The organism is Streptomyces sp. NPDC002276 (genome assembly GCF_053891435.1).
In genome coordinates, this window is sequence record NZ_JBSFCQ010000002.1 from 720,116 (window position 1) to 740,661 (window position 20,546).

Consider the following 20,546-nt stretch of genomic DNA (forward strand, 5'->3'; position numbering starts at 1 on the left):
AAACACCCAGGTCAAGCCGCAAGTCAGGTCAGTAGCGCATGTTGAGATACCCCAGGAACTCGTCGTGCAGGATCCCGTTCGACGCCGCCGCGTTGCCGCTGTGCGGGCCGGGGCGGCCGTCGAGGCCCGTGAAGGTGCCGCCGGCCTCGGTGACGATGATCGCGTTGGCGGCCATGTCCCACAGGGAGAGTTCGGGTTCGGCGCAGATGTCGACCGAGCCCTCGGCGACCATCATGTAGGGCCAGAAGTCGCCGTACGCGCGCGTGCGCCACACCTCCCGGGTCAGGTCCAGGAAGCCGCCCAGGCGGCCCTGGTCCTCCCAGCCGGTGAGCGAGGAGTACGCGAAGGAGGCGTCCGTCAGCTTCGAGACCTGGGAGACGCGGAGCCGGGACGCGGAGGACAGGCTGCGCCCGGTGTACGCGCCGTGGCCTTTCGCGGCCCACCAACGGCGGCCCAGGGCGGGCGCCGAGACCAGGCCGACGACAGGCTGGTAGCCACCCTCCGCCGCCTCCGTCAGGGAGATCAGCGTGGCCCACACCGGGACTCCGCGCACGTAGTTCTTGGTGCCGTCGATCGGGTCGATCACCCAGCGGCGGGGGCCGGTGCCCTCGACGCCGTACTCCTCGCCGATGACCGCGTCGCGCGGGCGGGCGCGCTGGAGATGGCCGCGGATGAGTTCCTCGGCGGCCTTGTCCGCCTCGCTCACCGGAGTCATGTCCGGCTTGGTCTCGACCTTGAGATCGAGCGCCTTGAACCGGGCGGTCGTCGCGGCGTCGGCGGCGTCCGCGAGGACGTGGGCGAGGCGCAGGTCATCGTGATAGTCGGCCATGCGTGAACCGTATCTTCAGGGGTCGGCGCGGGGCTACAGGGTCCGGTGGGCGAAACGGGAGGTGGGGGACCCCGGGGAGACCGTCAAGGGAGACCCCACCGGCCCAACTCCCGCGCGCAATGGCCGAAGTGCGCCCCCCGGCGCAGCCGCGAACCCTTGACAGTGCTCCCGTGCGCGTCAAATCTGGGCGCAGAGCCGCTCGTCCCCGGGAGGCGAATGATGCCTGCAGCGCGGGAATCCCTGTTGGACGCCGCCTATACGGCGCTGGCACGCAGGTCGTGGTCCACCGTACGGATGGTGGACGTGGCCGCCGCCGCCGGAGTGTCCCGGCAGACGCTGTACAACGAGTTCGGCAGCAAGGAGGGGCTCGCGCGGGCGCTGGTCAGAAGGGAGGCCGACGGCTATCTCGTCGGCGTGGACCGGGCCCTCGGCGCGCATGCCGACGCCCGCGAGCGGCTGGCCGCGACCGCCGAGTGGACCACGTCCGCGGCCCGGGAGAACGCGTTGGTGCGGGCCATGCTCACCGGCTGCTGGAGCGAACGGCTGCCCTCGCCGACCCTGTCCGCGGTGCCGTCCTCCTCCGCCGTACCGGCCCAGCGCCGGGCCGACGGGCCGTTGCCCTCGCCCGGCGACTTCGTGGCGGTCGTCCGCGACCGTGCCGTGGCCGCGCTCCTCGGACCCGGACCAGGGGCCGCCAGGCCGGACACCGCCGAACTGGCCCGTTCCTGCGAACTCGTCGTGCGGCTCGCGCTGTCCTGCGTGGCGGCGCCACCCGGTGAGGGCGGCGTCGGCGACCTGGTGCGCAGCGCGCTTGGGCCTACGAAATAGAGACAGGCAATAGAGACAGGCAATAGAGACAGTCAGTGCGCGGAACCGGACAGCTGGAGTCCGATCACCCCGACGATGACGAAGCTGATCGACACGAGCTTCAGCGTCGACACCAGGTCGCCGAGGAAGACCATGCCGTAGATCGCGGTGCCGGCCGCGCCGATGCCGGTCCACACGGCGTAGGCGGGGCCCACGTCGAGCTTCCGCAGCGAGAGGGTGAGGAGACCGAAGCTGCCCAGGGCGAAGGCGCAGAAGGCGACCGTCGGCCACAGGCGGGTGAAGCCGTGGGACAGCTTCAGGCACACGGCGAACCCGGTCTCCAGAATTCCGGCCACGACAACCAGCAGCCACGCCATGTGCTGTCCTCCCGTTTGTCCGGCTCGGTGCGATTATGCACTTACCGAACTTGAGCCCCCACAAACACGCGGTGGTCAGTCGCCGTCTGTTCGCTCACGAGTGGCCAACAACCGGCGCAGCGAGTACAACCGCTGCGGGTCCGCGTGGCCGTCGGCCACCCACTGGTCCAGGGCGCAGTCCGGCTCGTCGTGACTGCACGCGCGCGGGCAGTCGACCGTGCCGGGCTCCAGGTCGGGGAACGCCTTGATGACCCGGGACGGGTCCACGTGGTGCAGGCCGAAGGAACGGACGCCCGGGGTGTCGACGACCCAGCCCGAGTCGTCCGGCAGCGGGATCGCGCGTGCCGAGGTCGTGGTGTGCCGGCCGCGTCCGGTGACGGCGTTGACGATGCCGGTACTGCGCCGCCGGTCCGAGGAGACCAGCGCGTTCACGAGGGTCGTCTTGCCGACACCGGAGTGCCCGACGAACGCGGTGATCTTGCCGTCGAGCTGCTTGCGCACCCGCTCCACGGCGGTGCCGTTCTCCAGCTCCTCGCGGCTCGTGACGACATACGGGACGCCCAAAGCGCCGTACAGCTCAAGGAGTTGGTCCGGTGACGCCAGGTCCGACTTGGTGAGGACGAGTAGTGGGTCGAGGCCGCCGTCGTAGGCCGCGACCAGGCAGCGGTCGATGAGGCGGGGGCGCGGCTCGGGGTCGGCGAGGGCGGTGACGATGGCGAGCTGGTCGGCGTTGGCGACGACCACGCGCTCGTACGGGTCGTCGTCGTCGGCCGTGCGGCGCAGCACGGAGGTGCGCGGCTCGATGCGGATGATGCGGGCGAGGGTGTCCTTGTCGCCCGACAGGTCACCGATGATGCCGACCCGGTCGCCGACCACCGCCGCCTTCCGGCCCAGTTCGCGGGCCTTGACCGCCATCACGACCCGGTCCTCGACGAGACAGGTCAGGCGGCCCCGGTCGACGGTGAGGACCATGCCCTCGACCGCCTCCTCGTGCTTGGGGCGGATGTTCGTACGCGGCCGGTTGCCCTTGCGGTTCGGGCGCTGGCGGATGTCGTCCTCGTCGGTGTTCTTGCCGTAGCGGCGCATGGCGTGAGTCCCCTACGCCCCATCGCTCCCGAGCATCCCGGTCCACAGGTCGGGGAAGTCCGGGAGGGTCTTCGCGGTCGTCGCCACGTTCTCGATCTGCACGCCCTCGACCGCGAGGCCGATGATCGCCCCGGCCGTCGCCATCCGGTGGTCCTCGTAGGTGTGGAAGATCCCGCCGTGCAGGCGGCGCGGGCGGATGTGCAGACCGTCGGCGGTCTCGGTCACATCGCCGCCCAGTTCGTTGATCTCCTTGGTGAGCGCGGCCAGCCGGTCCGTCTCGTGCAGCCGGAGATGGGAGACGCCCCGGAGCGTGGACGGGGAGTCCGCGAGGGCGGCCACGGCCGCGATGCCCGGGGTCAGTTCACCGACCTCGCCGAGGTCCACATCGATACCGTGGATCGCACCCGAACCGGTGAACTCCAGCCCGTACTCGGTGAGTTCGCAGGAACCACCCATCTCGGTGAAGATCTCCCGCAGCCGGTCGCCGGGCTGGGTCGTACGGGACGGCCAGTCCGGTACGACGACCTTGCCGCCGGCGACCAGCGCCGCCGCGAGGAACGGCTGCGCGTTCGACAGGTCCGGCTCGACCGTCAGGTCCCGGCCCAGCAGGGCGCCCGGGGTCACCCGCCAGACGTTGGGCTCGCCGCCCGACTCCGGGGTGTCCACCTGGGCGCCGACCGCGCGCAGCATGTCGACGGTCATGCGGATGTGGGGCATGGAGGGGAGGGAGGAGCCGGTGTGGCGGACCTCGACGCCCATGTTGAAGCGCGGGCCCGAGAGCAGGAGCGCCGACACGAACTGCGACGAGGACGACGCGTCGATCTCCACCGGCCCGCCGTCCAGCGCGCCCCCGCCGTGCACGGTCAGGGGCAGCGCGCCCCGGCCGTCGTCGTCGATCCGCGCGCCGAGCACGCGCAGGGCGTCGATCACACCGTTCAGGGGGCGTTCGTACGACCTCGGGTCGCCGTCGAAGCGGATGGGGCCGTCGGCGAGCGCGGCGACCGGGGGCAGGAAGCGCATCACGGTGCCCGCGTTGCCGACGTCCACCGTGGCCGGGCCGTGCAGTCCCGACGGGATGACCCGCCAGAACTCGCCGGAGCCCTTCTCCGTGCCCACGCCCTCCTCGATGCCCACGCCCATCGCGCGCAGGGCGCCTGCCATGAGGAGGGTGTCTCGGGAGCGGAGGGGGCGGCGGAGCCAGCCCGGTTCGCTGGCCAGGGCTGCCAGGACGAGGGCGCGGTTGGTGACGGACTTGGACCCGGGCACGTGGACCGTCGCGTCGACGGCTCCGGCGGCTGTGGGGGCGGGCCAGAGGGCGGATTGGTCGTGGTTCGGGGCCATGGGGTCACTGTATAAGTAGGCCGTCTTTCGAGTGCCGCGCCGTCGTGGCTGGTCGCGCCCGCGCGGCGGAGCCGTGAATCGATACAGCCCCGCGCCCCTGACGCCTGCCCCTTCGGGGCGCGTCATAGCTCCAGCAACCACCGTCCGCCGCCTACCAGCGAGCAAAGCGACACCAGGTGGAACAGGAAGAGCCAAAGCCCCGCCGGTACGTGCGTCAGGCGCGCCAGTTGGTCCGCGTCCGAGTCGCCCGCGCCGCCCCTCGACCTCTTCGCCTGCAACTCGAAAGCCGGGCGAACCCCACCCAGCAGCAAGAACCACACCACCGCGTACGCGAACGCCGCCTGCACCTGGGGGCCTGTCAGCCACGACACCAGGAGGAAGGCCGCGCCGCTCAAGATCACCGTCAGGGCGCCGTACGCGTTGCGGATCATCACCAGCATGGCGATCAGCAGCAGGGTCGACAGCCACAGGAGGAGGGTGATGTGGCCCGCGCCCAGAAGGGCCGCGCCGCCCAGGCCCAGGAGTGGGGGAGCGGTATAGCCGGCCGCTGCCGTGAGGATCATGCCGAGGCCGTGCGGCTTGCCTCGGCTGACCGTGAGGCCGCTGGTGTCGGAGTGGAGGCGGATGCCGGTGAGCTGGCGGCCGGTGAGGAGGGCCACCAGGCCGTGGCCGCCCTCGTGGGCGATGGTGATGGCGTTGCGGGAGAGGCGCCAGAGTCCGTGCGGGACGACCACGGCCAGTGCGGCGACCAAGGTGGCGATCACCACCCACAGATCGGGCTCGGGCTGGCTGCCGAAGACCTCGTCCCAGAGGGCGGGTATCGAGGCGATTGCGGTGCTGTCCATTGGCGGCGGAGGCTCCCGTGCGTGTTGTCGAATCTGGCAGTCTGGCACGTATGTGCGGACGGTATGCAGCTAGTCGTGGGCCCGAGGATCTCGCAGGAGTCTTTGAGATCGAGAAGTGGGAGCCCGAGGAGGTTCTGGCCCCCGACTACAACGTGGCCCCGACCAAAGAGGTCTATGCAGTCCTCGACCGTCCACTTAAGGACGCGGACAGCCCGAAGCCGGTTCGCCAGCTGCGGAAGCTCAAGTGGGGGCTCGTGCCGAGCTGGTCGAAGACCCCCGAGGGCGCCGCCCGGATGATCAACGCCCGCGCGGAGACCGTGCACGAGAAGCCGTCGTACCGTCGCGCCTTCGCCGCCCGGCGCTGCGTCATCCCCGCCGACGGCTACTACGAGTGGGTCACCGCCAAGGACGAGCGGGAGCTGGAGGTCGAGGGGAAGAAGAAGCGGCAGCGCAAGCAGCCGTACTTCGTGCTGCCCGCCGACGGGTCGGTGTTCGCGATGGCCGGGCTCTACGAGTTCTGGCGGGACCGGACGCTGCCCGACGACCATCCGCTGTCCTGGTGGGTCACCTGCTCGGTGATCACCACCGAGGCCGAGACGACCCCGCTCGCGGTCGCCCCCGCCGACGGGCCGTACGCGCTCGCCGACATCCACCCCCGGATGCCCCTGATGCTCACCCCGGACCGCTGGGACGCCTGGCTCGACCCGGCCCGTACCGACCCCGACGAGCTGCGCGAGCTGCTCGCCCCGCCGCCCGCCGGGCTGATGCGCGCCTATCCGGTGTCCACGGCGGTCAGCAACGTCCGCAACAACGGACCGGAGCTGCTGAAGGAGCTGGAGGGGCCCGAGGAGGGCACACTCTTCTAGCGTGACCGAGATCATCGAGACCGACGCGGGGACCGCCCGCATCACCTGGCACCCGGCAAAGAAGGCGCGGCTCGTCCTCGCCGTCAGTCACGGCGCGGGCGGTGGTATCGAAGCGCGGGATCTTCAGGCCCTCGCCGCCGCACTTCCCGCGCACGGGGTGACCGTCGCGCTCGTCGAGCAACCGTGGCGGGTGGCCGGGAAGAAGGTGGCGCCCGCGCCCAAGACGCTCGACATCGGCTGGCGGGGGATCTGGCCGGCCGTCGCGAAGCCCGGGCTGCCGGTGGTCTCCGGGGGCCGCAGCGCAGGGGCCCGGGTTGCCTGTCGCACGGCGACGGAGCTGGGCGCCGCCGCCGTCCTCGCCCTGAGCTTCCCGCTGCACCCGCCGGGCAGGCCGGAGAAGTCGCGGGCCGACGAGTTGCTCGGTGCCGGAGTGCCCACGCTCGTCGTGCAGGGCGGCAACGACCCCTTCGGGAAACCGGCGGAGTTCCCGGAGGGCGACTTCGAGCTGGCCGAGGTGCCGTACGGCGATCACGGGTTCGCGGTGCCGAAGCGGGCGGAGATCGGGCAGGACCAGGCCCTGGAGATCATCACGGGGCGCGTGGTGGAGTGGACTCGAACACTCGGGTGAAGGGCGGGAATGCCGGGACCCTTACCACTGTTGTGCCGAGCACAGAGAGTCGTAGAAAGGAAGTCCGCCGCATGGGTTCGACCTTCTGCCCGGCCCGTGGCAGCCGCTCCGACCTGGACTGGTCGGTGCTGCACGCGACCAAGGCCACCCCTATTGGGGCGGCGGGCGGACCGGATCGTCGTCTATCCTCCGATTCTGGTGGCATCGGCTTCGGTGCTGCCCGGAATCTTGAGGAGGTGGGTCCGGTTCCCGGTACCGACGCAGGGACCGAACACGGCCAGGCGGAGCAGCCCGAGGGCCAGGGCACGAGCACGGAGTCCACGTCGGAGCGCAGTGCGCGCTTCGAGCGGGACGCGCTCGAATTCCTCGACCAGATGTACTCGGCCGCGCTGCGCATGACCCGCAATCCGGCCGACGCCGAGGACCTGGTGCAGGAGACGTACGCCAAGGCGTACGCGTCCTTCCACCAGTTCCGTGAGGGCACCAACCTCAAGGCGTGGCTGTACCGGATCCTCACCAACACGTTCATCAACTCGTACCGCAAGAAGCAGCGTGAACCCCAGCGCTCCGCGGCCGAGGAGATCGAGGACTGGCAGCTGGCGCGTGCCGAGTCGCACATGTCGACGGGTCTGCGCTCGGCCGAGTCGCAGGCGCTCGACCACCTGCCCGACTCGGATGTGAAGGAAGCCCTCCAGGCCATCCCGGAGGAATTCCGTATCGCCGTGTATCTCGCGGACGTAGAGGGCTTTGCGTACAAGGAGATCGCGGACATCATGGGGACACCCATCGGCACGGTGATGTCCCGGCTGCACCGGGGCCGCCGTCAACTGCGCGGCATGCTTGAGGACTACGCGCGTGACCGCGGACTGGTCCCGGCCGGTGCCGGAGAGTCGAACGAAGCGAAAGGCTCGGGCTCATGAGCTGCGGAGAGCCGCACGAAACGGACTGCAGTGAGGTCCTCGACCATCTCTACGAGTTCCTCGACAGAGAGATGCCGGACGCGGACTGCACCAAGTTCGAGGTGCACTTCGAGGAGTGCTCGCCGTGCCTGGAGAAGTACGGCCTCGAACAGGCCGTGAAGAAGCTCGTGAAGCGGTGCTGCGGGCAGGACGACGTGCCGTCGGACCTCCGCTCCAAGGTGATGGGACGCCTGGAGATGATCCGATCGGGGCAGGTCGTACCCGAGCATGATGTGGCGGCCACTCCGCAGGAGTCCTGAACGGGCTGTCGTCACTCGAATGTGCTAATCCCCGGGTGATACGCCCGCTGCCTCCCCCTGATCGCCCTAGGCTCCTCGGCCTGGACAGGCATGGTCGGGGGGAAGGGCGTCAGCCATGGAGGCGACACCGGCACGGGCACGTGCGTACGTCCTCTGTGTCGTCGCGGGCGCCCTGTTCTGCCTCCTCCCGTTGCCGGCCGTCCACGCACCCTGGTGGGCGGTCGCGCTGTTGGCGGCCCTCTACGCCGGCTGCGAGCAGATCGCCCGGCGCCGGTTCGCGGGCACCTTCTACCCGGTGCTGCTCGCCGCCGCCTTCCTCCTCCCGCCGCCCGCCGCCGCGCTCGTCCCGCTGCCGGGCGCGCTCTTCTCCCACGTCGAGCAGGGCTCGCCCTGGCTGCGGCGGAGCTGGCGGGCCGCGCAACTCGCGCTCGCCGTATGGGCGGCGGGCCGCGTCCACTGGGCGCTGGGCGGCCGGAACGCGGTCGTCGCCTCCGACTTCCCCTACGCCCTGCTGCCCGCCCTGGCCGCCGTCCTCGCCTTCTGCCTGGTCCTGACCGTCCTCGACGGCGGCATCCTGGCCCTCGCCGAGCGGATGCCGCTACGCCGGGCCTGGCGCGGCCTGTTCCTACGGTCCCTGGCGCCCATCGGCGTGCACGGGCTCGCCGGGCTGATGATGGCCGTCCTGTGGCGCAGCCCCTACGGCCCGGTCGCCGCGCTGCTCGTGCTGCTGCCGATGGGGGTGTCCTGGTGGGTGTTCGCCCAGTACCACCGGGAACACGCGGCCCACCAGGCCACCATCCGGGCTCTCGTCCAGGCCGTCGACATCAAGGACGGGTACACCCGCGGGCACAGTGAACGGGTCGGACAGGCGTCGATGATGATCGCGCGGGAGCTGGGCATGGACGACTCCCGGGTGGAGGTGCTGCGCTTCGCCGGGATCCTGCACGACGTGGGCAAGCTGGGCGTGCCCACGCGGTTGCTGCGCAAGGACGGGCCGCTCACCCCCGAGGAGCGGCGGGTGATCGAACTGCACCCCGAGTACGGGCACGAGATCGTGCGGGGCATCGGCTTCCTGGGGGAGGCCCGGGCGGCCGTCCTGCACCACCACGAACGGCTGGACGGCAGCGGGTACCCCTACGGGCTGCTGGGCAGCCAGATCCCGGAGTCCGCACGGGTGGTCGCCGTGGCCGACGCCTTCGACGCGATGACGTCGACCCGGTCGTACCGGAGGGCGCGGCCGGTTCCGGCAGCGCTGGCGGAGCTGGAGCGGTGTGCGGGCGCGCAGTTCGATCCGCGCATGGTGGCCGCGCTGATGCTGGCCCTCGGCAAGTACGGCTGGCGGCCGACTGTCACCGCGGACGAGCCCGCCGACCTCGCGCCGCCGCCCGCGCCGGTCCCGAGCCGGCCGGGAGCGAACCGATGACGCGGCGCCGCGACCTCCTGCCCCTCACCGTCATCCACACCTCCGCCCTCCTCCTCGCCACCACCGCCCTCACGCACACCCTCTGGACCGGCCTCGAAGAACGCGGAGTCGCCCTCGCCTTCGGACTCCTCGTCGCCGTAGGGGAGTTGAGCCGCTGGAGCGGGACGACCGGGCTCGGGCTCAGGGAGACCGCCCCGCTCGGCGCCGCCGGTGCCCTCTCCTACGCGCTGCTCGGCGCCGACGCCGGACAGCCCACCCACCACGGCGCCCTCCAGGTCGTCACCGTGGTCGTCGCCGCCTCCCTCGTCGGCTGTGTGCCGCACATCGCGCGCGGCCGGAGCCGCATCCCCGACCACCTGGCGCGCCGCGTACTGACCGTCGGCTTCGCCGCCGTCTGCTTCCAACCCCTTTACAACCAAGGGGTGTTCGGCCACTGGGGCGGCCCCGCCTACGCCCTCCTGCTGCTCGCGCTGCTCTCCCTCACCGCGCTCTGCGACGCCGTGCTCGCGGCGGCCCTCGCGCACTCCCGCACCCGCTGGCCCTTCGGCCCGCTGCTCCGCGACGAGCTGCGCGGGATGCTCGGCATCGGGTCGGCGGTCTGCGCGACCGGCGCGGTGATGGCGCTCGCGGTCGCCGTCGTGGGGCTGTGGGCGCTGCCCGTGTTCTCGCTGCCGCTGCTGCTGACCCAGCTGTCCTTCCGGCGGTACGCGGCCGTAAGGGACACCTACCGGCAGACCATCACCTCCCTCGCCCGCTCCACGGAGATCGCCGGGTACACCCCGGCCGGGCACGCCCGCCGGGTCGCCGCGCTCTGTCAGGCGGTCGGGCGGGACATGGGACTCTCCGAACCCGACCTCACCGTCCTGGAGTACGCAGCCCTGATGCACGACATCGGCCAGCTCAGCCTCGTCGACCCGGTACCGGCCGGCGCCACCGCCGTACTCCCCGTGGCCGAGCAGCGGCGGATAGCACTGCTCGGCGGGGCCGTCGTACGGCAGACCGGGGTGAGCCCGCAGGTGGCGGCCGTCGTGGAGCGGCAGGCCGACCCGTGCCGGGAGCAGCCGGTCTCCGCGCGGATCGTGCGTGCCGTCAACGCGTACGAGGAGAAAACCCGGGCAGGAGGCCCCGGCGGGCCCCTCCAGGCGCTGGAGGAGCTGCGCCTCGGGACCGCCGGGGACTACGCTCCCGAGGTCGTGGAAGCGCTGGCCCGGGTGCTCTCGAATCAAAGGTGTGGCGCGTGAGCGCCTCCGGCAAGGGTGGTGGTGGGTGACGGGCGGGCTGTCTGACCTTGCCCTCGGCTGGGTAACCCATGGGTAATGAGCGCCCTCCCAGCCGTACGTGGTTGGATGCGAAGAAGAGGGTGTCCGGGGGCAGAGCCAGCCCAACGAACGGAACTGGCAGGCGGGAATCGTGAGGATCTTCGGCAAGGGACGGCACCGGCCCTCCGCCTCCTGGCGGCAGGCCACAGACCGCGCGTTCACGCTGATCGGCGACGGTCGCTACGAGGACGCCGGCGCGTTGCTGACACGTGCCGCCGATCTGGAACCCTGGCTGTCCGAGTCCTGGTTCAACCTCGCCCTGCTGCACAAGTTCCGGCACGACTGGGAGCAGGCCCGCGCGGCCGGGCTCCGCGCGGTCGCGCTGCTGGAGCGGGAGGCGGGCGCGCCCGACTGGTGGAACGTGGGCATCGCGGCCACCGCCCTCCAGGACTGGCCGCTGGCCCGGCGGGCCTGGCAGGCGTACGGGCTGCGGGTGCCGGGCGGGGTCACCGCGGCGGGCGAACCGGCCGGGATGGACCTCGGCAGCGCGGCCGTACGGCTCTCTCCTGAGGGGGAGGCCGAGGTGGTGTGGGGGCGGCGGCTGGATCCGGCGCGGATCGAGGTGCTGTCCATTCCGCTTCCCTCGTCCGGGCGACGCTGGGGTGAGGTCGTGCTGCACGACGGGGTGCCGCACGGCGAGCGGACGACCGCGTCGGGCCATGCGTATCCGGTGTTCGACGAGATCGAGCTGTGGGCGCCGTCGCCCGTGCCGACGTGGGTGGTGCTGCTCGAAGCCGCCGCCGAGGCCGACCGGGACGCGTTGGAGCAGCTGGCGGCGGACGCGGGGTTCGCGGCGGAGGACTGGTCGTCCTCGGTGCGGTTGCTGTGTCGGATGTGCTCGGAGTCCCGGATGCCGTCCGACGAGGGTGACGGGGAGCATCTTGATCCGCATGACCACAGTGAGCCGGGGCATCCTGGGCCGCTGGGGCATCGGACGGACGGGCAGTTGTGGGTGCCGGAGCGGGAGTGTGGGCTTGCGGCGCCGGCGTCGCTGGTTCGGGGGTTGTTGGACGGGTGGGTCGCCGACAGCCCAGATTCAAGGGACTGGCGGGATCTGGAAGAGGTCTGCTGAGACCGTTGTCGTCTGCCGTGCCGTCGTGGCTGGTCGTGCCCCGCGGCGGAGCCGCAAATATGCACAGCCCCCGCGCCCCTAAAAGAACTCCACGTACCCTGTATCAGCAACTCACCCCCCTTGGTTTTCAGGAAGGCGTTCGTCGGCATGGCGCAGCAGGACACCGATCAGCAGCACGTGGGCGTGCTTCCCGTGGACGACGAGGGGTTTGTCGTCGACACCGAGGGGACCGAGGAGCGTGAGGCGGCCTGGCGGGAGCGGGGGACCTCGCGGGCGATCACGGTCGTCGGGAATCCGGTGCTGCACAAGGAGTGCGCGGACGTCACCGAGTTCGGTGACGAGCTGGAGGCGCTGGTGGCGGACATGTTCGCCTCGCAGCGCACCGCCGAGGGTGTCGGCCTCGCCGCCAACCAGATCGGCGTCAGCCTGAAGGTCTTCGTCTACGACTGCCAGGACGACGAGGGCAAGCGGCACGTCGGCGTCGTCTGCAATCCCAAGCTGGTCGATCTGCCCGCTGACAGGCGGCACTTGGACGAGAGCAACGAGGGGTGTCTGTCGGTGCCGACCGCGTATGCGCCGCTCGCCCGCCCCGACTACGCCGAGGTGACCGGGCAGGACGAGCGGGGCAACCCGATCAAGGTCCGCGGCACCGGCTACTTCGCCCGGTGTTTGCAGCACGAGACCGATCACCTCTACGGCTACCTCTACATCGACCGGCTCTCCAAGCGCGACCGCAAGGACGCGCTGCGGCAGATGGCCGAGAACGAGCCCCGGTACGCCGTGGTCGCCAACGACTGAGTCCCAGAAACGATCACAACCCCCTTACGTACGGCGTCTGTTCAGGTGCAACTCCCTGACCAGGCGCCGTTCGCATGTCCGTCGCACATTCGATCGTTTCTGCTCTTGTAGTGATCCAAAATCAGTCACACAAGGATGGATTCTCGGCACTTGGGGGTAGTGAAGGGAGCAAATCCGTTCCCAGAACGGTCAGTTGTGGTGCTGAATGGGAAGTGCGGGGATACGCAACGGCGCACGCCCGGCACGGCGGGAGGGGCGTGCGCAACTGGCTGCTGAGAGGGGTTTGTTCGTGCCTGCTTTCTCGTACAGCACCACAACGGCATCGACGTCGGCATCGACGGCGATCGCGGTTCCACCATCGCTCTCTCTCCCGGTGATCGAGGCGGCGTTTCCCCGGCGACTGCATCCGTATTGGCCGAGGCTCCAGGAGAAGACACGCGTCTGGCTGCTGGAAAAGCGTCTGATGCCGGCGGACAAGGTGCGCGAATATGCCGACGGTCTTTGCTACACGGACTTGATGGCCGGGTACTACTTGGGCGCGCCGGACGAGGTGCTCCAGGCGATAGCGGACTACAGCGCGTGGTTCTTCGTCTGGGACGACCGTCATGACCGGGACATCGTGTACGGCCGGCCCGACGCCTGGCGGCGGCTGCGGTTCCGGTTGCACGCGGCGCTGGACTCGCCACGCCACCACCTGCTTCACCCGGATCCCCTGGTCGCGGGGTTCGCCGACAGCGTGATGCGGATCTACTCGTTCCTCCCGGCCACCTGGAACGCGCGGTTCGCCCGGCACTTCCACGCCGTGATCGAGGCCTACGACCGGGAATTCCGCAATCGCTCCGAGGGGATCATTCCCACGGTCGAGGAATATCTGGCACTGCGCCGGCTCACCTTCGCGCACTGGATCTGGACGGATCTGCTGGAGACGAGCGCGGGGTGCGAACTCCCGGACGCGGTAAGGAAACACCCGGGATTTCGACGGGCGGCACTGCTCAGCCAGGAATTCGCCGCCTGGTACAACGACCTCTGCTCACTGCCCAAGGAAATCGCGGGCGACGAGGTCCACAATCTCGGAATCAGCCTCATCAAACACGAGGGACTGACTCTTGAGGAAGCGGTCGCCGAACTGCGGCGCCGGATCGAGGAATGCATAGCCGAATTCCTCGTCGCGGAGCAGGAGACCTTACGGCTCGCCGACCGCCTGGACGACGGCACCGTACAGGGAATGGAATGGAGCGCCGCCGTACGGTCCTGTCTCGGCAATATGCGGAACTGGTTCAGTTCCGTCTACTGGTTCCACCACGAGTCCGGCCGTTACATGGTCGACAGCTGGGACGACCGGTCCACACCCCCGTACGTCAACAACGAAGCGGCAGGTGAGAAATGACCGTCGAGTCTGTGAAGCCCGCGCCCCCCGAGGCGCCGCAACCGCTGGAGCCGCCCGTCGCGGGCGGCGGGGTCCCGCTGCTCGGCCACGGCTGGAAACTGGTCCGCGATCCGCTGGCCTTCATGGCCCGACTGCGCGACCACGGCGACGTCGTACGACTTCGCCTCGGTCCCAAGACGGTGTACGCCGTCACCGCGCCGGCCCTCACCGGGGCGGTCGCGCTGAGCCCCGACTACATCATCGCGGGCCCGCTGTGGGAGTCCCTGGAGGGACTGCTCGGCAAGGAGGGGGTGGCCACCGCCAACGGGCCCACCCACCGGCGCCAACGGCGCATCATCCAGCCCGCGTTCCGGCTCGACGCGATCCCCGGCTACGGGCCGATCATCGAGGAGGAGGTGCACGCGCTCACCGAGCGCTGGCGGCACGGCGGGACGATCGACTGCACCTCCGAGGCCTTCCGGGTCGCCGTGCGGATCGCGGCCCGCTGTCTGCTGCGCGGCGACTTCATGGACGAGCGCGCCGAGCGGCTGTGCGTCGCCCTCGCCACCGTCTTCCGCGGCATGTACCGGCGGATGGTCGTCCCGGCAGGACCGCTCTACCGGCTGCCTCTTCCGGCCAACCGCGAATTCGACCGGGCACTGGCCGATTTGCATCTCCTCGTCGACGAGATCGTCGCCGAACGCCGGGCATCTGGTCAAAAGCCGGACGATTTGCTGACAGCGCTGCTGGAGGCGACCGACGAGAATGGCGACCCGATCGGGGAACAGGAGATCCACGACCAGGTCGTCGCGATCCTCACCCCCGGAAGTGAAACCGTGGCGTCCACGATCATGTCGCTGCTCCAAGTCCTGACCGAACACCCGGAACACACCGACAAAGTATGTGCGGAAGTTGAATCCGTGACGGGCGGACGCCCGGTGGCATTCGACGACGTCCGCGCGCTCACCCACACCAACAATGTCCTCGTCGAGACACTGCGCCTGTGGCCCGCCGTATGGATATTGACGCGGCGGGCGGTCACCGACACCGAACTGGGCGGCTATCGGATTCCGGCCGGGGCCGACATCGTCTACAGCCCCTACGCGATCCAGCGCGACCCGCGTTCGTATGCGCGCAACACGGAGTTCGACCCCGACCGCTGGCTTCCGGAACGGTCCAAGGACGTACCGAAGTTCGCCATGAGCCCGTTCAGCGTGGGCAACCGGAAGTGTCCGAGCGACCACTTCTCGATGGCCCTGCTGAGCCTGTTCACGGCGGCGGTGGCGGCGAAGTACCGCTTCGAGCTGGTGTCCGGCTCCTACGACACCACCCGCGTCGGCATCACCCTCCACCCGCACCGGCTGATGCTCAGGCCGATCCCCAGGTGAGACGACGGGCGTGCGTTCAGGCGGCTTCCGGGCCCCTGAACGTGCGCCGGTAGGCGTTCGGGGTGGTGCCCAGGGCGCGGACGAACTGGTGGCGCAGCGCGGGCGCGGTGCCGAAGCCGGCGCGCCAGGCGATCGCGTCCATCGTCTCGTCCGTCCCCTCCAGCAACTGCTGTGCCAGCAGCACCCGTTGACGCAGGATCCAGCGGTACGGCGTGGTCCCCGTCTCCTGCTGGAAACGGCGGGCGAAGGTCCGCGGCGACATGTGGGCGCGGGCGGCGAGCTGTTCGACGGTGACCTCCTGGTCGAGGTGCTCCGCCATCCACACCAGCACCTCGCCCACGGTGTCGCACTGCGAGCGCGGCAACGGCCGCTCGATGTACTGGGCCTGGCCCCCGTCGCGGTGCGGCGGTACGACCATCCGCCGGGCGATGGCGTTGGCGACCTCCGGCCCCTGCTCCTTGCGCACGATGTGCAGACAGGCGTCGATACCGGCGGCCGTACCGGCGGAGGTGATCACCGGGCCCGCGTCGACGTACAGCACATCGGGCTCCACGACGATCTTCGGATACCGCCGGGCCAGCAGCTCCGCGTGATGCCAGTGCACCGCGCACCGCCGCCCGTCCAGCAGCCCGGCGGCGGCCAGCACGAACACCCCCGAGCAGACGCTGAGCACCCGGGCGCCCCGGTCCACGGCCCGCCGCAGCGCGTCGAGCAGCTCCTCCGGGTACTCCCGCGCGGCGTAGGTCGCACCCGCCGGTACGGCGATCAGGTCCGCGCTCTCCAGCCGATCGAGCCCGTGCTGGACCGCCAGCGAGAAGCCCGCGTGGGTGGAGAGCGTCGGCCCCTCGGCGGAGGCGACCGCGAAGTCGTAGACCGGCAGGCCCTCGTCGCTGCGGTCGAGGCCGAACACCTCGCAGACGACGCCGAGTTCGAAGGGATGGACTCCGTCGAGCAGGACTACGGCCACGTTTCTCAGCATGCTGCCAGTGTGCGCCCGATGTGGCAGTAAATCGAGGGTGTACGGCAGTTCTGCCACTCACGGTAAGGAGTGTAAGCCGCGACACTGGTGTCTATGAACGCAGCCATGGACAACCTCATCGCCCTACTGACCGTCCTCGGCGTCCTCGTCGCCGTGACCTTCCCGTCGCTGCTCGGCATCGCGCACGACCGGCGCATCGACCGTCAGATCCGGACCGCCCACCGGATCATGACTTCGTCACCACGACGGTGACCGACCACTCCTGAATGCCCTTGCAGGAGATCTTGTGCGGGGCGGTCGCACACAGCGGCCGGGACGACGTGAGCTTCACGGTCCCGGCCGAGACCGCCTTGAACGCGTTGCTCGCGTCGCCGGGCCGGATCAGGATCCCGCTGTTGGTGGCCTCCAGGCCGCTGCCCGCGGTCTTGACCTGCGCCCACGGCCGGGACGCCGTCCCGTCCAGCAGGATCCGGACCGTACTGCCGGTGGTCAGACAGAACGTGCCGTTGCTGTCGGTGGCGGCGAGCTGCTCCTTCGCCGTGCAGGCCGACCTGCTCCTGCTCGGGGTGGGGGACTGGGACGGCGACACGCTGTTGCTGCCGGTGTCGGACTTCGTGCCGCCGCAGCCCGTGAGGGCGAGTGCCAGGGTGGCGACGGCGAGGGACGGGGCGAGGATGGATCGGCGCATGGGGGGCCTCCTTGCCCCTTTGACGTGTCACGGACGCATCCGGATCCGCCGTGAGAAGTGAAGTATTCGTGGACATGACACTCGCGGGCATGACAGAGCCCCGGCCGCTGCGAGACGGCCGGGGCTCAGCTCATGAGGAGGTCAGCTGGTCGTGACGGCGGTGTCGTCGACGACGAAGCTGGTCTGGAGCGAGGAGTCCTCGACCCCGCTGAACTTCAGGGTGACGGTGGTACCGGCGAAGGCCGACAGGCTGAAGGACTTCGCTACGTATCCGGTGGCCGCGTTGAGGTTGGAGTAGGTGGCCAGGGTGGTCGATCCGGCGGTGACCGTCAGCTTGTCGTACGCGGTGCTGGTGCTGGTCTCGGCCGTGTCGACGTGCAGGTAGAAGGTGAAGGTCGTGCCCGTGCAACCGCTCGGGACCGTCACCGACTGGGACAGCGTGTCGGTGTGGGTCGAGCCGTAGCCGTCGAGCCAGGCCTTGTACGAACCGGTGCGGGCCGCCTCACCGGTGTCATTGGTGATGACACCGCTGCTCGCGGTCCAGGTGGTGTTGCCCGACTCGAAGCCCGCGTTGCCCAGCAGCTGGGTCGAGGTGCAGGAGCCGCCGCCGGAGGTGCTGACCGTCCAGGTGAAGGAGGCCGAGCCGGAGGCGCCGGTGGAGTCGGTCGCGGTCACCGTCACGGCGTAGGTGCCGGCGGTGGACGCGGTGCCGGAGATCAGCCCGGTCGAGCTGCTGATCGACAGGCCGGTCGGCAGCCCGCTCGCGCTGTAGGTGAGGGTCGCGCTCGCGCTGTCCGAGGCCGAGATCTGGAGGCTGGCCGTGGAACCGGTCGCGGTGGACTGGCTGCCCGGGTTGGTGACGGTCACCGTGTTGCCCGTGGTGGTACCGGAGGTGAAGGCGGCGGTGCCGTCCGGGGTGCCCCAGCCGGTCGGGCCGTCGTAGCCGGTGCCCGCGGTGCAGAAGTAACTCGTCGTGCAGGAGCCGTTGTTGCCGCTCGTGACGTCGTACAGGTTGCTGGTGTGGGAGTAGGGGTACTTCGCCGGGTAGTCACTGGAACCGGGGGTGCCGGCCAGCGCGTAGACGCCCGCGATGATCGGGGACGAGGCGCTGGTGCCGCCGTAGACCGCCCAGCCGGAGCCGCCGTAGGTGTCGTAGACGGCCACGCCGGTGGCGGGGTCGGCGACGGCGGAGACGTCGGCCTCCATGCGCTTGGTGCAGCCCGTGTCGGTCTGCCAGCTCGGCTTCGCGTCGTAGGCGGAGCAGCCGGAGCCGCCGCCCTCGGTGCTGCTGGTCTTCCACACGGACTCGGTCCAGCCGCGGGTGTTGGACGACGTGGACAGCGCGGTGCCGCCAACTGCCGTCACGTACTGGGACGTTGCCGGGTACTCGGCGCCGTAGGCCTCGTCACCGGAGGAGACGGTGATCGCGACACCCGGGTGCTTGAAGTACGAGGTGTCCTCGCTGGTCTGCGAGGAGGACTCGGAGCCGCCCCAGCTGTTGGAGACGAACTTCGCGCCCAGGGCGACGGCCTCGTTCTCGGCGGCACCGAGGTTGGCGTCGGTGGCCGAAGTGGCCTCCACCAGAATGATGTTGCAGTTCGGGCAGACCGCGCTGACCATGTCGATGTCGAGCGCTTCCTCGCCCGCCCAGCCGGTGTCGTTCGTCGGCAGGGAGGTGGTCGAGCCGGTCTGGCTGACCTGCTTGAAGCAGCCGCTGGCCACCGTGCAGGCGGACAGGCCGAAGTTCGAGCGGTAAGTGGCCAGGTCCGAGGCCGCGTTGGGGTCGTTGTACGCGTCGACCACCGCGACCGTCAGGCCGGAGCCGCCGGTCGAGGGAAGCGCGTAGGCGCTGTGCAGGTTGGCCGGGTTCAGCCCGGAGACCGCGGCGGCGGCGTCCGCGTGCACGGCGGAGGCCAGCTGCTGCTTGATGTCGGTGCGCCGCTGGGCGAAGCAGGACGCCGAACCGGGGGCCGCGGTCGCGCACAGGTGCTCGGTCGGCACCTTCTGCCCGGCCTTGCCGGTCGAGTGGACGGCCTGGGCCGCGGGAGCGGTCAGGGCCTTGGCGTTCTGGGTGACCTTGGAGACCTGGGTGGTGGCGTGGGGGACGGGCTGCGCGTCGGCGGGGGAGGCCGCCGCGAGCCCGAAGACGCTGAGGGTGAGGACGGGTATGGCGGCGGTCAGCAGTCTTCGCAGACTCCGTCGGGGCTTTTCACGCATGGGGTACTGCCTCCATCGTGGGAGTGGGGTTCCTCGGCGTGGTGGCAGGCCTGTGACGCGCGTAGCGGCGGCAGATGACGTCGTCATGGGCATGACACTTTGAGCGTCCTGTGGGGCACTGGTGAATGACATGAACAGGACGGGCAGAACGTAGCCGGGTCGACGAGACCGCGAACAGACGCACCCCATGAACTTTGCCGCTCCATAGAAACTCCATGGACGACCCATGGAAGCTCCATGGGCCGTCCGCGAAGTAAGCGATACATAAAGGGGGTTAGAAGTCCTCGTCGAGGTCGACCGTGCCCTCCACCGCCACCTGGTACGCCGACGGGCGGCGCTCGAAGAAGTTGGTCAGCTCCTGCACGCCCTGCAACTCCATGAAGGAGAAGGGGTTTTCGGAGCCGTAGACCGGCGCGAAGCCCAGCCGCTGGAGGCGCTGGTCCGCGACGCACTCCAGGTACTGGCGCATCGAGTCGGTGTTCATGCCCGGCAGACCCTCACCGCACAGATCGCGCCCGAACTGCAACTCCGCCTCTACGGCCTCCTTCAGCATGTCCGTGACCTGCTGCTGGAGTTGGTCGTCGAAGAGCTCCGGCTCCTCCTTGCGGACGGTGTCGACGACCTCGAACGCGAAGCTCATGTGCATGGTCTCGTCGCGGAACACCCAGTTGGTGCCCGTGGCCAGACCGTGCAGGAGACCCCGGCTGCGGAACCAGTAGACGTACGCGAACGCGCCGTAGAAGAACAGGCCTTCGATGCATGCGGCGAAGCAGATCAGGTTGAGGAGGAAGCGGCGGCGGTCGGCCTGGGTCTGGAGGCTGTCCAGCTTCTCGACCTCGTTGATCCACTTGAAGCAGAACTCGGCCTTCTCGCGGATGGAGGGGATGTTCTCCACCGCGTCGAAGGCGGCGGCCCTGTCCTCGGGGTTCGGGAGGTAGGTGTCCAGCAGCGTCAGGTAGAACTGGACGTGCACGGCCTCCTCGAAGAGCTGACGGCTCAAGTACAGCCGCGCCTCGGGGGAGTTGATGTGCTTGTACAGCGTCAGCACGAGGTTGTTCGCCACGATCGAGTCGCCCGTCGCGAAGAACGCGACCAGCCGCCCGATCATGTGCTGCTCACCCGGCGTCAGCTTCGCGAGGTCGGCGACGTCCGAGTGGAGGTCGACCTCCTCGACGGTCCAGGTGTTCTTGATCGCGTCCCGGTAGCGCTCGTAGAAGTCCGGGTAGCGCATGGGGCGGAGGGTCAGTTCGAAGCCCGGGTCGAGGAGGTTCTTCGCAGTCATATCTGTCGGCGCGAAG

At 69.9% G+C, this 20,546-nt stretch carries 21 protein-coding genes; 12 read left to right on the top strand and 9 right to left on the bottom strand.

The genetic code is table 11. From position 1 onward, the window contains the following. Window positions 1-28 precede the first annotated feature (28 nt). Window positions 29-829 carry a histidinol-phosphatase gene (gene hisN / locus ACWIHT_RS08440; protein ID WP_019072141.1) on the bottom strand — a complete coding sequence of 267 codons (801 nt, stop codon included), beginning with the start codon at window positions 827-829 and terminating at the stop codon, window positions 29-31. A gap of 216 nt (window positions 830-1,045) precedes the next feature. Here hisN and ACWIHT_RS08445 point away from each other — a divergent pair, with 216 nt between their 5' ends. Beyond that, window positions 1,046-1,657, top strand: a complete 612-nt coding sequence (locus ACWIHT_RS08445) for a TetR/AcrR family transcriptional regulator (protein WP_456165710.1) — start codon at window positions 1,046-1,048, stop codon at window positions 1,655-1,657. Between the two features lie 32 nt (window positions 1,658-1,689). On the opposite strand, the gene ACWIHT_RS08450 is transcribed toward ACWIHT_RS08445, so the two are convergent. From ACWIHT_RS08450 to ACWIHT_RS08465, 4 genes are all read right to left on the bottom strand, one after another. Further along, window positions 1,690-2,013 carry a DMT family transporter gene (locus ACWIHT_RS08450; RefSeq protein ID WP_200710829.1) on the bottom strand — a complete coding sequence of 108 codons (324 nt, stop codon included), beginning with the start codon at window positions 2,011-2,013 and terminating at the stop codon, window positions 1,690-1,692. A gap of 75 nt (window positions 2,014-2,088) precedes the next feature. Beyond that, complete coding sequence (gene rsgA, locus ACWIHT_RS08455) at window positions 2,089-3,099, bottom strand: ribosome small subunit-dependent GTPase A (RefSeq protein WP_456165712.1); 1,011 nt, start codon at window positions 3,097-3,099, stop codon at window positions 2,089-2,091. Window positions 3,100-3,111: 12 nt separating this feature from the next. Then, window positions 3,112-4,440: a 3-phosphoshikimate 1-carboxyvinyltransferase gene (aroA, locus tag ACWIHT_RS08460; protein WP_456165714.1), complete on the bottom strand. Its 1,329-nt coding sequence runs from the start codon at window positions 4,438-4,440 to the stop codon at window positions 3,112-3,114. Window positions 4,441-4,562: 122 nt separating this feature from the next. Continuing rightward, on the bottom strand, window positions 4,563-5,285 hold the full coding sequence (locus ACWIHT_RS08465) for a M50 family metallopeptidase (protein ID WP_456165715.1): 723 nt from the start codon (window positions 5,283-5,285) through the stop codon (window positions 4,563-4,565). A 50-nt stretch (window positions 5,286-5,335) separates the two neighbouring features. On the opposite strand from ACWIHT_RS08465, the gene ACWIHT_RS08470 reads away from it, so the two are divergent. The 10 genes from ACWIHT_RS08470 (at window position 5,336) to ACWIHT_RS08515 (ending at window position 15,364) form a co-directional block, all read left to right on the top strand. Next, window positions 5,336-6,151, top strand: a complete 816-nt coding sequence (locus ACWIHT_RS08470; RefSeq protein WP_456165717.1) for an SOS response-associated peptidase — start codon at window positions 5,336-5,338, stop codon at window positions 6,149-6,151. Window position 6,152: 1 nt separating this feature from the next. Then, entirely contained in the window at window positions 6,153-6,779 is a 627-nt protein-coding gene (locus ACWIHT_RS08475; protein ID WP_456165719.1) for an alpha/beta hydrolase family protein, read from the top strand. A 236-nt stretch (window positions 6,780-7,015) separates the two neighbouring features. Next, on the top strand, window positions 7,016-7,699 hold the full coding sequence (gene sigR / locus ACWIHT_RS08480; RefSeq protein WP_456166033.1) for an RNA polymerase sigma factor SigR: 684 nt from the start codon (window positions 7,016-7,018) through the stop codon (window positions 7,697-7,699). Continuing rightward, window positions 7,696-7,998: a mycothiol system anti-sigma-R factor gene (gene rsrA / locus ACWIHT_RS08485; RefSeq protein WP_456165721.1), complete on the top strand. Its 303-nt coding sequence runs from the start codon at window positions 7,696-7,698 to the stop codon at window positions 7,996-7,998. Before sigR ends, rsrA begins: the two co-directional genes overlap by 4 nt. Window positions 7,999-8,113: 115 nt before the next feature. Further along, the gene (locus ACWIHT_RS08490; RefSeq protein ID WP_456165723.1) at window positions 8,114-9,421 is read left to right on the top strand and encodes an HD-GYP domain-containing protein; all 1,308 of its coding nucleotides are present in this window, start codon (window positions 8,114-8,116) and stop codon (window positions 9,419-9,421) included. Next, window positions 9,418-10,662, top strand: coding sequence for an HD-GYP domain-containing protein (locus ACWIHT_RS08495; RefSeq protein WP_456165725.1), 1,245 nt, complete (start codon window positions 9,418-9,420; stop codon window positions 10,660-10,662). The genes ACWIHT_RS08490 and ACWIHT_RS08495 overlap by 4 nt, the downstream gene beginning before the upstream one ends. Window positions 10,663-10,831: 169 nt before the next feature. Next, window positions 10,832-11,812 carry a tetratricopeptide repeat protein gene (locus tag ACWIHT_RS08500; protein ID WP_399114702.1) on the top strand — a complete coding sequence of 327 codons (981 nt, stop codon included), beginning with the start codon at window positions 10,832-10,834 and terminating at the stop codon, window positions 11,810-11,812. 147 nt (window positions 11,813-11,959) lie between these two features. Continuing rightward, window positions 11,960-12,610 carry a peptide deformylase gene (gene def, locus ACWIHT_RS08505; RefSeq protein WP_456165727.1) on the top strand — a complete coding sequence of 217 codons (651 nt, stop codon included), beginning with the start codon at window positions 11,960-11,962 and terminating at the stop codon, window positions 12,608-12,610. Window positions 12,611-12,899: 289 nt separating this feature from the next. Next, on the top strand, window positions 12,900-13,997 hold the full coding sequence (cyc1, locus tag ACWIHT_RS08510) for an epi-isozizaene synthase (protein ID WP_456165729.1): 1,098 nt from the start codon (window positions 12,900-12,902) through the stop codon (window positions 13,995-13,997). Beyond that, entirely contained in the window at window positions 13,994-15,364 is a 1,371-nt protein-coding gene (locus ACWIHT_RS08515; protein ID WP_456165731.1) for a bifunctional albaflavenone monooxygenase/terpene synthase, read from the top strand. The genes cyc1 and ACWIHT_RS08515 overlap by 4 nt, the downstream gene beginning before the upstream one ends. Before the next feature lie 16 nt (window positions 15,365-15,380). Here the strand turns inward: ACWIHT_RS08515 and ACWIHT_RS08520 are convergent, their stop codons facing one another. After that, window positions 15,381-16,343: a GlxA family transcriptional regulator gene (locus tag ACWIHT_RS08520; protein WP_456165733.1), complete on the bottom strand. Its 963-nt coding sequence runs from the start codon at window positions 16,341-16,343 to the stop codon at window positions 15,381-15,383. A gap of 93 nt (window positions 16,344-16,436) precedes the next feature. On the opposite strand from ACWIHT_RS08520, the gene ACWIHT_RS08525 reads away from it, so the two are divergent. Continuing rightward, window positions 16,437-16,595 carry a hypothetical protein gene (locus tag ACWIHT_RS08525; protein ID WP_456165735.1) on the top strand — a complete coding sequence of 53 codons (159 nt, stop codon included), beginning with the start codon at window positions 16,437-16,439 and terminating at the stop codon, window positions 16,593-16,595. On the opposite strand, the gene ACWIHT_RS08530 is transcribed toward ACWIHT_RS08525, so the two are convergent. The 3 genes from ACWIHT_RS08530 to ACWIHT_RS08540 all read right to left on the bottom strand — a co-directional run bounded on the left by ACWIHT_RS08530 (window position 16,570) and on the right by ACWIHT_RS08540 (window position 20,530). Further along, window positions 16,570-17,031 (bottom strand): hypothetical protein, encoded by a 462-nt coding sequence (locus ACWIHT_RS08530; RefSeq protein WP_456165737.1) that lies wholly within the window; start codon window positions 17,029-17,031, stop codon window positions 16,570-16,572. The two genes, ACWIHT_RS08525 and ACWIHT_RS08530, sit on opposite strands and share 26 nt — an antisense overlap. Window positions 17,032-17,172: 141 nt before the next feature. Continuing rightward, entirely contained in the window at window positions 17,173-19,248 is a 2,076-nt protein-coding gene (locus ACWIHT_RS08535; protein ID WP_456165739.1) for a putative Ig domain-containing protein, read from the bottom strand. Between the two features lie 274 nt (window positions 19,249-19,522). After that, on the bottom strand, window positions 19,523-20,530 hold the full coding sequence (locus tag ACWIHT_RS08540; RefSeq protein WP_456165741.1) for a ribonucleotide-diphosphate reductase subunit beta: 1,008 nt from the start codon (window positions 20,528-20,530) through the stop codon (window positions 19,523-19,525). Window positions 20,531-20,546 lie beyond the last annotated feature (16 nt).

Bases quoted from the DNA above. Each gene is read 5' to 3' on its own strand.
- ACWIHT_RS08495 (WP_456165725.1), top strand. From the start codon at position 9,418: ATGACGCGGCGCCGCGACCTCCTGCCCCTCACCGTCATCCACACCTCC.
- ACWIHT_RS08490 (WP_456165723.1), top strand. From the start codon at position 8,114: ATGGAGGCGACACCGGCACGGGCACGTGCGTACGTCCTCTGTGTCGTC.
- rsgA (WP_456165712.1), bottom strand. From the start codon at position 3,099: ATGCGCCGCTACGGCAAGAACACCGACGAGGACGACATCCGCCAGCGC.
- ACWIHT_RS08535 (WP_456165739.1), bottom strand. From the start codon at position 19,248: ATGCGTGAAAAGCCCCGACGGAGTCTGCGAAGACTGCTGACCGCCGCC.
- hisN (WP_019072141.1), bottom strand. From the start codon at position 829: ATGGCCGACTATCACGATGACCTGCGCCTCGCCCACGTCCTCGCGGAC.
- def (WP_456165727.1), top strand. From the start codon at position 11,960: ATGGCGCAGCAGGACACCGATCAGCAGCACGTGGGCGTGCTTCCCGTG.
- ACWIHT_RS08515 (WP_456165731.1), top strand. From the start codon at position 13,994: ATGACCGTCGAGTCTGTGAAGCCCGCGCCCCCCGAGGCGCCGCAACCG.
- ACWIHT_RS08520 (WP_456165733.1), bottom strand. From the start codon at position 16,343: ATGCTGAGAAACGTGGCCGTAGTCCTGCTCGACGGAGTCCATCCCTTC.
- ACWIHT_RS08450 (WP_200710829.1), bottom strand. From the start codon at position 2,013: ATGGCGTGGCTGCTGGTTGTCGTGGCCGGAATTCTGGAGACCGGGTTC.
- ACWIHT_RS08445 (WP_456165710.1), top strand. From the start codon at position 1,046: ATGATGCCTGCAGCGCGGGAATCCCTGTTGGACGCCGCCTATACGGCG.
- ACWIHT_RS08530 (WP_456165737.1), bottom strand. From the start codon at position 17,031: ATGCGCCGATCCATCCTCGCCCCGTCCCTCGCCGTCGCCACCCTGGCA.
- ACWIHT_RS08525 (WP_456165735.1), top strand. From the start codon at position 16,437: ATGAACGCAGCCATGGACAACCTCATCGCCCTACTGACCGTCCTCGGC.
- rsrA (WP_456165721.1), top strand. From the start codon at position 7,696: ATGAGCTGCGGAGAGCCGCACGAAACGGACTGCAGTGAGGTCCTCGAC.
- ACWIHT_RS08470 (WP_456165717.1), top strand. From the start codon at position 5,336: ATGTGCGGACGGTATGCAGCTAGTCGTGGGCCCGAGGATCTCGCAGGA.
- ACWIHT_RS08540 (WP_456165741.1), bottom strand. From the start codon at position 20,530: ATGACTGCGAAGAACCTCCTCGACCCGGGCTTCGAACTGACCCTCCGC.
- aroA (WP_456165714.1), bottom strand. From the start codon at position 4,440: ATGGCCCCGAACCACGACCAATCCGCCCTCTGGCCCGCCCCCACAGCC.
- ACWIHT_RS08465 (WP_456165715.1), bottom strand. From the start codon at position 5,285: ATGGACAGCACCGCAATCGCCTCGATACCCGCCCTCTGGGACGAGGTC.